Source organism: Arthrobacter sp. YAF34, from assembly GCF_052113245.1.
Lineage (GTDB): Bacteria > Actinomycetota > Actinomycetes > Actinomycetales > Micrococcaceae > Arthrobacter.
The window spans coordinates 293,400-303,719 of the sequence record NZ_JBFRCV010000005.1; the positions used below are offsets into that span (position 1 = coordinate 293,400).

Sequence of the window (10,320 nt, forward strand, 5' to 3'; positions counted from 1 at the left end):
GGACGCTGGCCACGGTTTGAAGGCGCCCTGGTTATAGGGCTGTATTTCGCCCTCTTTGTCTTCGGCGCCAAAGTTCTTGGCGGTCCAGACAGATCCCGGAATTGGGCCATTTTCCGCACCGCGCTCACCCCAGCTGTGCTGATCGTGAGCATTATCAGCGCCTTGGAGGCAACAGGCCTGCGGCCGCTGGGCGGAGCCGCGGACTTGCGCCCCGGGGCCACCCTGGGCAACGCGACGGATCAGGGAATCATTGGCGTCATTGCGGCCGCCGTGCTGGCCCTGCCGGCCCTGCGGGGTCGGGACTGGTCAGCCCGGATCGGCCTCGCGGCGGCGGTCCTTACCACGGTCTTGTCCGGTTCACGCGCAGCGATACTCGGCCTGGCCGCCGTCGTCCTTGTGCTTGCAGCGGCCGCGGCAACCACCCGGACGATCGGACGCGCGCGGGCCATAGTGGCCGGCGCCGCCGCCCTCTGCGTCTTGGGAGCCGCGGCCGTCGCCATTCCGGTGGCCCGGGAACGGCTCTTCAGCGCCGATACGGTCAACGGCCGCTGGCTCCTGTGGGACGAGAGCCTCAAGCTCATCGCCGCCCACCCCTGGACCGGCGTCGGCCCGAACGGTTTTGTTGATGCGATCACGGGCTTCCACACCTTGGAGTGGGCCGTCCGGGTGGGCGGCACGTTCCCGCCGGACTCGCCGCACTCGTGGCTTCTGCAGGCCGCCGCAGTGGGCGGACTTCCCCTGCTGCTGACCGCGGCGTTGCTGGCCTTCCTCATTCTGCGCAGCGCCCGCGAAAACATCCGCACCGCCGGACCGGGCGTTGACGGCGACAACCTGACCGGCGCCGTGGCTGCCGTGATCGCGTACGGACTGATGCTCCTCACCGCGTTCACGTCGCCGGCCACCACGCCCGTGGCGGCCTTCATCTGCGGGGGACTGGTGTCGACGTCGAGGGCGGCCGTACCGCACGTCCGCCCACCCGCCAAAGCGCCTCCCGCGGTCCGGACCTGGAGATCCTTCCCAGCCGGGACGGTGACTTCGGGGCTGTTCGTGGCACTGGGACTGGGCCTCGCGGCCCCGCCGCCAACGGGGACGCCATAGCCGCGAACCACGCCATCGAATGGGCCCGCATTTCCATGGACCGCACCCCTAATTCATCCGAGGCCGGGCTTGCCCTCGCCATCGGCTTCATCAACAGCGGAAGCCTCCAAGAAGGCAACGACGCGCTCGACCACATCATTGAACGTTCCCCGTTCGATTCCGCCGCCTACCTCCAGCGCGGCGTCGCCAACTTCGGCCTTGGCCACGTCAAGGAGAGCGTTGCCGACCTTGCCGCCGCGGCGGAGCGTGCGCCGGACTCAAAGGAGCCGTGGACCATTCTCGCCAGAATTTACGACCGGTTGGGTGACCCGCAGGCGGCGGGGCAGGCGCAGGCCCGTGCCGAGGCGCTCGGCGGTCGCTAGTCCTGCCAATAAGTGGTGTGGTAATTCACCCCACCAAACGTCCTGTACAGTAGATCCTGTTGTTGTGTTTATGCAGTTCGTAGTTCAGGCAGTACGCATGGTCGAAAGCCCATGTTCTTCTGAAGCAGCGGTTTTGAGCACCCCAAACAGGAGGACCCGAAAGTCGGGACAGTTCCTCCACCTTCACGAAGGACAAAAATAATGGCTACTGGTACCGTCAAATGGTTTAACGCTGAAAAGGGCTTCGGCTTCATTTCCCCCGATGACTCCTCACAGGACGTTTTCGCACACTACTCTGCGATCAACTCCTCCGGCTTCCGCTCCCTCGAAGAGAACCAGAAGGTCTCCTTCGAAACCGAGCAGGGCCCCAAGGGTCCCCAGGCCACCAACATCCAGGCTATCTAATTTCCTTTTAGATACCCGGGACCGTTAGGTTTCGAGCAGGGCCCGTCTTCGGACGGGCCCTGCTTTTGTTTAACTCACCTGTGCTGCGTGGTCCGGCTCAGACGTCAAAGCTCCGGGTTCGACGTCGGCCGACTCACCGAAGCCCGTGATTGCCAGTCCTTCTCGCGAACCTTCGCCGTCGCGACGGCGTCGTCGATGACCAAGGGGGCGCCGGGACCCAGCTCGGTGTGTTGGTCGGTGGTGTAGAAACGGACCTCATGCCCGTCGGGGTCGTGCAGGAGAGGCAGGATCCAGCCGATGGTGGCGAAGTGAACTCCGGCGTGTGCCTCCCCGAGACCGGTGAGGTGGGCAGCCAGGGCCTCTATGGCCGTCTTGTCCGGGACGCCGATGGCGAAGTAGTCGAAGCCTGCCGCGGCCCGGGCCCGGTCCGGGTCGAGCCGTAGCCCCAGTTGCGGGCCGCCGTCGGGGTGGGACAGGACGACGCCGGTCAGGTTTCCTTGTTCGTGGAACTCCACCGCGACGGCATACCCCAGCCGCGTGCGGTACCAGTCGATGGATCGGTTCAGGTCGGTGACGGGCAGCTTGAGGTGATGCACGCCGTCGAGGGTGGGAATCATGGTGAGCCTCCTAAACGGATCTCCGGGGAACGTCGGCTAATCGTCCAGGGGGATGATGATCCACAGCGCGACGTAGATGAACTCGCCCACGCCGAACAGGCCGAAGAACATGAACCAGAGGCGGACGAATGCCCGGGGGACCTCGAAGCGGTCGGCCAGGGCGGCGCACACCCCGGCGAAGATCTTGCCGCGCCTGGGCCGAACCAAGGTAGCTGCCATTTCGCCACCCTAGCACCGGGCGCCGGTCCCGTCAGCAGTGATTTCGTTCCCGCCGGCTCGCGGTGTAGCCCCACGCTCCAGCCAGCTCCGCGGCCCGACGTCAGAGCTGGCCGCGCCTGGCCAGATAGGCGTTGAGGGCCGGGTTGTCGATGTCCCGGGCCAGCCACGGAATCGCCTCGCCGGCCGCCGTATCACCGAGCACGGCCCGGTGCGAGTGGGCCCGGACCACGAGTTCGCGCAGCCCGCCACGGCTGGCCATGGTGCCCAGCCGGGCGGCGTGCTCCCCGGCGGCGGGGGAGCCGGCGTCGATCGCGACCTCCGCGGCCGTGTCCAGCAGCCGCGCCCGGTACCAGAGGTACCAGGGCGTCGTATCGAGACCCCGCTTCAGCCACGTCTCCGCGCCGGCCGGATCCCCGAGCGCCATGCTGAGCCGGGCCTTGGCGCCGGCGGCCAGCGTCAGGTAGCAGTGGTCCCCGGCGAGGTCGGCCATGACCCACGAACGGTCAATGAACGCCGCGGCCTCGTCCATCCGCCCCACGGCCAGGTAGGCTTCACCCCGCAGGCCGGCGACGAACGGCTCGAACGCCGTCCAGTGCTCCTCCGCGATCAGCTCCAGCGCCCGGTCCAACGTGTCCGCCGCCAGCTCCAGTTCCTCGAGTTGCAAATACACGCGGCCGGCCAACGCCTCGCTGAACGCCAGCAGCCGCCGGCCGCCCGCGGCGGTTGCCAGCCGGCTGGATTCCGCGAGGGCCGCCAGCGCCTCCCCGTACCGCGCAGTGTCCGAGGCCGCCATGCCCTTGATCGCCAGGATCCTCGACTGCTCGTCCGCGAACCCGCCCGCCGCCCTGGCCGCCTGGTCCAGCCAGCCCGCCGCACGGTCCGGAATGCCGCGCTGCACCGCCAGGTAGCCCAGCTCCCGGTAGGCGGCAGCCGCCGTCCGCGATACGGCCGGCTGGGCCCCTGGTTTCAACGCAGGGGCTGGCTGCGCCCTTGACTTCAACGCCCCGGATTGCGGCGCACGAGATTGTGACGCCCCGGATTGCGACCCCGCTGACAGCGGCGCCGCCGACAGCAGCGCCGACGTCGGCAACGCTTCCGCCTGCCGCACTACCGCGGGCGATGCCTCCGTCTGCAAGGCCTCGGCCTTCAACGCCCGGTGCAGGAGATCGGCCACCTCGGTGCCTCGGCCGCCGGCCTGATGGATGAGTGCGCCGGACAGCGCCACCAGGGACTCGGCGAGCAGATGGCCGTCGGCGGTCCGCTGGGCTAGCTCGACGGCGAGCCGCAGCTGGTCCAGCCCGCGGTCCACCGATCCGGCCGAGAGCGACGCGCCCGCGGCGTCCAGGTACGAGCGGACCGTGGCCGCACTGGCGGGCATCCCGGGCTCGGCGGCGGCGCCCGCAGCGGACAACGCCCGCCCCACCTCGACGGGCAGCCCGAGGCCGAGCTCCTCCCGGTACAGGTCCCGGCATTTATCCACCTGCTCCCGCGCCCGCCGGTGGTCGCCCTTGGACACCAGCGCCCGCACCAGCACGGCGTGGCAGTCCGCGTTGAAGGGATCAAGCTGCAGCGCGCGGGTGGCGAGATCGACGGCGTCGTCCGCCCGTCCCGCCGCCAGCGCGGCGAGGGATGCTTCGTAGAGCAGCGACAGGACGCCGTTCTCGAGCCGGTGCCGCTGGTCCTCCAGCCACGACTCGAACACCGGGGTGTCGCCGAAGGAGAGGCCCTCCAGGAGCTGGCCGTCGAAGGTGCGGGGGTCCGCCGGGCGGGTGTCCGCGCCGGCGTCGGGGGCCGTGTCCGGGGCGGCGCCTGGCGCGTCAAGAACAGCCAGGACATCGCAGCGCCACCCCGGCGGGAGCACCAGCCGCAGCGGGTCACCGGAAATGGATTCGGCGCCGATGGTCCGCCGCAGCTCGGACAAATTCCAGCGCAGGGCGCCGAGGGAATCCCAGGCGTCGGGGAACAGGAGGGCGGCGGTCCGGGCCCGGCCGGTGCCGTCCGGTTGCAGGGCGAGGTAGGCCAGCACAGCCCAGGCCTTGCGGCCCCGGGGCTGCCGGACTGGGGTGCCAGCGGACTCGATCCTGGGCGGACCGAGGAGCCGAATCCACGTGTCGGCCATACAAATCATGCTACGCCGGGGGAATGGCGGCGGCACGGCGGCCTCGGGGGCAGCGTGAGAGGGCGGGTTTCACGCGATGAGTCCCGTTCGCCGCGGGCTCGATCAGCTCGCGCGGGTTCCTCCGCGTCGCCCGGCGGGATATTCGGCAGGCATGCCGGGGCCGATGCGGATGTCGATCTCCTCCGCGGGCACAACGCCGCACGCCTCGCACGTTGCGGCCGCGTGCACCGCGCCGTCACCGCAGGTGGCGTGCCGGTACAGGATCGGTGGTTCGATGGGGGACGCCCACGTGTCGCCCCACTCGGTCAGCGCGATGAGCGCGACCGCGAGTGCGCGGCCCTTGGCCGTGAGGATGTAGTCGGCGGAACCTGCGCGCTCCATGATGCCGCTGGTGACGAACGAATCCAGCCGAGATGTGAGCACGTTTGTCGCGATTCCGAGGTTGTGCTGGAAGTCTCCGAAGCGCGTCACCCGGGCGAACAGGGCGTCGCGGATGATGAGCAGACTCCACCGCTCGCCGACGAGCTCGAGAGATCGGGCGATCGAGCACACCTGTGTGTCATAAGACTTCCCTAACATGGGCTCGACTCTACCACTTGCGTGATGCAAGTCACCCGCTTAGACTCACTTGCATCATGCAAGTTCAGGGAGTCCTCTCCGTCGGGGAGGAGGCAGGCAAAGGAGCAGAGAAATGACCGAAAACTTCACCACCACGATCACCGTGAACGCCACGCCGCAAAAGGCGTTCGATGCGATCAACGACGTCCCCGCATGGTGGGGGCGGATCACCGGCTCGACCACCGCCGTCGGCGACGAGTTCGTCTACGTCGTCCCCGGGCTGCACTACAGCGGATTCCGGGTCACCGATATTGAACCGGCACGACGCATCGCGTGGCTCGTCACGGGCAGCTACCTCGACTTCACCGCCGACAAGCAAGAGTGGAACGGCACCACCGTCCGGTTCGACATCGAGAAGGCCGACGGCGGAACACGGGTCTCCTTCACCCACGAGGGCCTCAAGCCCGAGGACGAGTGCTACGACGTGTGCTCGAACGCGTGGGGCATGTTCGTGAACGGCAGCCTCAAGGCGCTGATCGAAACCGGCGTCGGCCAGCCGTACTCATTCGACGGCGACGAGGCACTCACCGCAGACGATCACGCAGAGCTGCACCACCAGGTGGCCGCGGCGGCCAGGGCCGCCATCAACAACAACGCGAGCTGACCCGAACCAAGCGGGCCAGCGGCATCATGGGCCGCCGAACCTCCGCAGGACCCCTTGAGCGGAACGGCCTTGCCAAGCGGGCCGTACAACGCAAGGCGGGCCCTTCCCACTACGGCACAAGGCCTTACAGGGAAGGGCCCGCCTGACGAATAGCGGCACCGGAGCTCGACTGCAGAGCTGAACTCGACTGCTGAGTTGAACTAGGGCGTCGGCATGCCGCCGTTGACGTTGAGGGTCTCGCCGATCACATAACTGGACTCGGCCGAGGCGAGGAACACGTAGGCCGGGGCCAGCTCAGCGGGCTGGCCGGCGCGGCCCAGCGGTGTCTCCTTGCCGAACTCCGGCAGGTCCTCGGTGGGCTGCCCGCCGCTGGCCTGAAGCGGCGTCCAGATCGGGCCGGGCGCCACCGCATTGACCCGGATGCCCTTGGGCGCGAGCTGCTGGGCCAGGCCCTTGGTGAAGTTGTTGATCGCGCCCTTGGTGGAGGCGTAGTCCACCAGGGTGGCCGAGGGGCTGTATGCCTGGATGGAGGTGGTGTTGATGATGCTCGATCCGGCCGGCAAATGCGGCAGTGCCTCCTTGGTCAGCCAGAACATCGCATACACATTGGTCTTGTAGGTGTGGTCGAATTCGACGTCGGTGATGTCGCCGAGCGCCTCCTGCGCCACCTGCTTGCCGGCATTGTTCACCAGGATGTCCAAACCACCGAGCTCGCGTACCGCCGTCTCCACCAGCTCGCGGCACATCGCTGAGTCCTTAAGGTCGCCGGGAACCTTGACGGCCTTGCGGCCTGCTTTCTCGATCAGGTTCGCAATCCGTGCTGCGTCTTCCTCCTCTTCGGGCAGGTAGGACATGACGACGTCGGCGCCCTCGCGTGCGAAGGCGATGGCCGTGGCGGCGCCGATGCCGGAATCCGCTCCCGTGACGAGTGCCTTGCGGCCTTCGAGCCGGCCTGTGCCGCGGTACGTGTTCTCGCCAAGGTCGGCCTTCGGGGTCAGCTCGGCATCGAGGCCGGGTTCCGGCTGACTCTGCTCGGGCGGTTCGATCTGCTCATACGCCGTCACTGGGTTCCTGAACGTGCACTGGTCAGTCATGGTTCTCCTCCGGGTGGTCGGGGTTTAGCGCGGGCAACGTGCACCCCACGCACATGCTAAGCATGCTTAGTATCAAGCCTAGCCAGTGCGACGGGTCCGGCGCAACGGAGCGCGCAACACCATCGGAAGAAAGGGCGCGGGGCTGTACCCGGGCCCGCCGTCGTAGACCGGACGCGAAACAGCTCACACGCTGGCTCACACGGTGGCCGCGGAAACTGGACATGTCCCCCGAGAGGGACCGAAAAACAGGGACCGGAACCCGAGCCCAAACCCCAACCCCCAACGCACCAATCACTCCGAATTCCGGCCCCTGGCAACTTCATCACCCGCTCCCAACAACCGCTTCACCAATCGCCCGAGGTGTTTTTCCCATGGAATTTGCCGCAATCCTGCTCGTAGCACTCGTGGTCTACGCAGCCGTCGCCACTATCGTCGCGGTCGTCCGCGACGGCCGGGGCCACACCCCGCTTGAGGGCTCTACCCGCCCCTGGACGGCGGGCAACCTGCCCAGCGAACCATACGCGTCGCTTCGCTCATTGCGCTGACCGCCCGCCAGTAACCGCGCGCGCACGGCCCCACCTCCGGCGTCGGAGGTGGGACCGTGCCCGTCGTCGCGGTGCGGAAACCCGGGCAGCGCGGAACCTCCGGCAGTGCAGCTAGATGGCCTGTCTAGACACTGCAATGGCGCGGGAGCATCCTAAACGTGTGCGCGTTTCGGGAGGGTTGCGGCGACGGGGCGGGGAGTTCCGGCACTGGCGGAATCCGGGGAAAGCGGAGGACCGGTGGCAGGCGGTTCTGACTTCCCAGACGTGCGGTCACGATCGGCGAGGGAAGCTGGTACCAGGTCATGGACGAAACATCCGATACGCGGCAGAGGCTCTCCACGCGCATCGACGAGAAGCAGCAGGCCATCCGCTCCTATCTGGGCAAGGAAAGACCGCGGCGCAACCGGCTGGCCAACACGAGCATCGTGGGTAGCGCCACGGCCGCCGCGCTCACGGCAGGCCCCGCCGTCGGGGGTACGGGGTTCACCGAGTCGGTGGCGGCCTTCTTCAACTTGGCCGACGACTCCCTGGTGTGGCGCGGGTTGTGCCTGCTGGCGGTGATCGCGTCCATCGCGGCGGCGCTGGCCACGAATTTTGCCACGTCCCGTTCGCTGGCGGACCGGGTGAGCGCAGCGGAGACCGCCAGCGCCCAGCTGGAGGGGCTGCAGGTCGCGTTGAACTTCGGCCACATCGAGATCGATGAAGCGGTCAAGCTCTACCAGTAATTTGCGACCCAGGTGCCGTTCGTGGAGGCGTTGCCGACGCGGTGACCTCCCGACGTCGAGAACTCAGCGTGAGCACCCGGCGCCGGGTGCCTTTCGCCCGGGTCCCACGGCCCGGACTTCTGCCGCCGCTCAGCCTGCCTTGAAGTCGAACGTCAGCTGGGCCGGGGGAGGACCCTGCAGCATCTCCTGGGTCAGGCCGTGGAGTTCGACGAGCTGCTCGCGGAACCACACGTCATAAGGGGCGTCCGACGTCGCGAGCAACCGGAACGCCGCCCCCAGGTCCTCGGCCTCGTGGAACAGACAGACAAAGTCTCCCTGCGGCGTCTGCATGAGGCTCGCGACTTCCCGTTTCATGCCCATGCGCCCGCGCGAGCGTTGGTGGTCTTCGGCGCGAGCCCCGCTCATCTCGGCGTCCAGTGCCTTCCACGCCTCCAGTTTCCCGGGCAGGATTGGCGCGAACCACGTTATGCATTCCATGACAGCTGTCCTTCCACGCAACGGTTTCCGCTCGGTGGCAATCCCATCGACGCAGCTGGAAGCATAGTCCTGCGGCCGACGCCGGGACAGAGGCTGCGGCAAGTTCAGCACGGCGCGGGCCAGCTCAGACGGCGGCCTTGGGCGGGCACACTCGGCGCGAGGCAACGCCCCGTGTATGGCCCGGACGCCGTGTCTACCCGGGAGTTTCGTCAGGCTGCGAGGCGTCAAAGAAGCGATGGCCCTCCGAAGGAGCCTTTGAGGCCGTAGCTTCGCGTGCCTTGGCCTGGATGAAGTCCCTGTCCTCGCCGGTCAGCACGGTTTCGCCATGTACGTCGGTGTCGGCGTTTTCACCGGTTTCCTTGTTGAAGATGGCCGACAGGGTGCGTGGCAGGACCAGGCATCCCGGGTTGTCCATCAGCCACTGCTGCGTGGCGGGATCGAGCCGGTTCCATTGTTCCTTGATGTGCATCTCAGTCACTGCTGCCTTTCAGGCATCGATTCGACGAAGGGACCCCTCAGGCGTTTGCTGCGAGGGGAATGCGTGCGATGACATCGGGCCGTCCGGCTATGGACTGTCGGTGTCTCCCCGGGCCGCAATCCAAGCTGCGGAAAGACTGGGGGCGGGAACATGCATAGAGACGGTGGGACGCGCCGGGTTTGATGCTCGAGTGGTATTTAGCTCAACAGGGGAGGAGAACCCCCATCGTTGCCCCCTCCTGACAACAAAGCTACATGTTTCGGAGTCGAAAGGACCGCCCGCCGACATAACGAACTGGCTGCCAATCCAGAAGGCGCATCGCGCCGAACGGAAACGGCTGGACCCCCTTCCTCAGGGCTGCCGTTCGGCACGTACGTGAAAAAGGTGCGCCTATGGCAGATGCAATGGCCATAGCAGGTGCGAACACGTGGAGCTGCCGCGCAGCCTTGGGGGGCGCGTCGAGCCACCAAGGATGCCGGGCTTCCCCGCCCACCCAGTCGAGCCGGGTGTGACCCACTCCATAGGAGCCCGACGCCGGCCGGCTCACCTCCTGGGGCTGCCGCCGCGACCGGATTCCGCGTGGTTCGGGGATTATGACGCCAGGAGACACCTCCGGGGGCCGATTTGTGTCGGGTGCTCCGGGCGTGTAAAGTAATTCGAGTCGCCGCCGCTGATGCGGAAAGAAAGCGACCGACCCCCTTCTAAACAGCCTGAAAATGGTTCGCGAATTAGCGTGCCGAATAAGGACGGGGACCTTCTTGAGAGAACGTAATTCGCAGAAATGCTGATTTGCAAAGACTCCCAAGATCCGGTAAGTTTGAAAAGTTGCTCCGGAGCGATCCGCGACTGTTTGTTGGTTGTGGTGGTGCCGGGTGTGTCTGTTGTTTGAGAACTCAATAGTGTGCCAAGTTTGTTGATACCAATTTATTGTATTGAATTGGTTGATTGTGCCGGGCCCG

General features: G+C 67.0%; 13 protein-coding genes. 6 read left to right on the forward strand and 7 right to left on the reverse strand.

The genetic code is table 11. From position 1 onward, the window contains the following. The first annotated feature begins 144 nt into the window (after positions 1-144). The 3 genes from AB4Y72_RS08750 to AB4Y72_RS08760 all read left to right on the forward strand — a co-directional run bounded on the left by AB4Y72_RS08750 (position 145) and on the right by AB4Y72_RS08760 (position 1,865). The gene (locus AB4Y72_RS08750; RefSeq protein WP_441425766.1) at positions 145-1,098 is read left to right on the forward strand and encodes an O-antigen ligase family protein; all 954 of its coding nucleotides are present in this window, start codon (positions 145-147) and stop codon (positions 1,096-1,098) included. Positions 1,099-1,133: 35 nt separating this feature from the next. Next, on the forward strand, positions 1,134-1,460 hold the full coding sequence (locus AB4Y72_RS08755) for a tetratricopeptide repeat protein (RefSeq protein WP_441425767.1): 327 nt from the start codon (positions 1,134-1,136) through the stop codon (positions 1,458-1,460). A 201-nt stretch (positions 1,461-1,661) separates the two neighbouring features. Next, positions 1,662-1,865: a cold-shock protein gene (locus tag AB4Y72_RS08760; protein WP_011690916.1), complete on the forward strand. Its 204-nt coding sequence runs from the start codon at positions 1,662-1,664 to the stop codon at positions 1,863-1,865. Positions 1,866-1,969: 104 nt separating this feature from the next. Here the strand turns inward: AB4Y72_RS08760 and AB4Y72_RS08765 are convergent, their stop codons facing one another. The 4 genes from AB4Y72_RS08765 to AB4Y72_RS08780 form a co-directional block, all read right to left on the reverse strand. After that, entirely contained in the window at positions 1,970-2,482 is a 513-nt protein-coding gene (locus AB4Y72_RS08765) for a VOC family protein (protein WP_441425768.1), read from the reverse strand. A 36-nt stretch (positions 2,483-2,518) separates the two neighbouring features. Beyond that, positions 2,519-2,701: a PspC domain-containing protein gene (locus tag AB4Y72_RS08770; protein ID WP_441425769.1), complete on the reverse strand. Its 183-nt coding sequence runs from the start codon at positions 2,699-2,701 to the stop codon at positions 2,519-2,521. 100 nt (positions 2,702-2,801) lie between these two features. Then, positions 2,802-4,820 carry a BTAD domain-containing putative transcriptional regulator gene (locus AB4Y72_RS08775; protein WP_441425770.1) on the reverse strand — a complete coding sequence of 673 codons (2,019 nt, stop codon included), beginning with the start codon at positions 4,818-4,820 and terminating at the stop codon, positions 2,802-2,804. 102 nt (positions 4,821-4,922) lie between these two features. After that, on the reverse strand, positions 4,923-5,399 hold the full coding sequence (locus AB4Y72_RS08780; RefSeq protein ID WP_441425771.1) for a winged helix-turn-helix transcriptional regulator: 477 nt from the start codon (positions 5,397-5,399) through the stop codon (positions 4,923-4,925). A 112-nt stretch (positions 5,400-5,511) separates the two neighbouring features. On the opposite strand from AB4Y72_RS08780, the gene AB4Y72_RS08785 reads away from it, so the two are divergent. After that, on the forward strand, positions 5,512-6,042 hold the full coding sequence (locus AB4Y72_RS08785; protein ID WP_441425772.1) for an SRPBCC family protein: 531 nt from the start codon (positions 5,512-5,514) through the stop codon (positions 6,040-6,042). A 200-nt stretch (positions 6,043-6,242) separates the two neighbouring features. On the opposite strand, the gene AB4Y72_RS08790 is transcribed toward AB4Y72_RS08785, so the two are convergent. Further along, complete coding sequence (locus tag AB4Y72_RS08790; RefSeq protein WP_441425773.1) at positions 6,243-7,136, reverse strand: glucose 1-dehydrogenase; 894 nt, start codon at positions 7,134-7,136, stop codon at positions 6,243-6,245. Positions 7,137-7,507: 371 nt separating this feature from the next. On the opposite strand from AB4Y72_RS08790, the gene AB4Y72_RS08795 reads away from it, so the two are divergent. Both AB4Y72_RS08795 and AB4Y72_RS08800 read left to right on the forward strand, forming a co-directional pair. Further along, the gene (locus tag AB4Y72_RS08795; RefSeq protein WP_441425774.1) at positions 7,508-7,681 is read left to right on the forward strand and encodes a hypothetical protein; all 174 of its coding nucleotides are present in this window, start codon (positions 7,508-7,510) and stop codon (positions 7,679-7,681) included. A gap of 302 nt (positions 7,682-7,983) precedes the next feature. After that, positions 7,984-8,406, forward strand: coding sequence for a hypothetical protein (locus AB4Y72_RS08800; protein ID WP_441425775.1), 423 nt, complete (start codon positions 7,984-7,986; stop codon positions 8,404-8,406). Positions 8,407-8,535: 129 nt separating this feature from the next. Here AB4Y72_RS08800 and AB4Y72_RS08805 read toward each other — a convergent pair whose 3' ends face one another. Next, positions 8,536-8,883, reverse strand: a complete 348-nt coding sequence (locus tag AB4Y72_RS08805; protein WP_441425776.1) for a hypothetical protein — start codon at positions 8,881-8,883, stop codon at positions 8,536-8,538. A 193-nt stretch (positions 8,884-9,076) separates the two neighbouring features. After that, positions 9,077-9,352, reverse strand: coding sequence for a hypothetical protein (locus tag AB4Y72_RS08810; protein ID WP_441425786.1), 276 nt, complete (start codon positions 9,350-9,352; stop codon positions 9,077-9,079). Positions 9,353-10,320 lie beyond the last annotated feature (968 nt).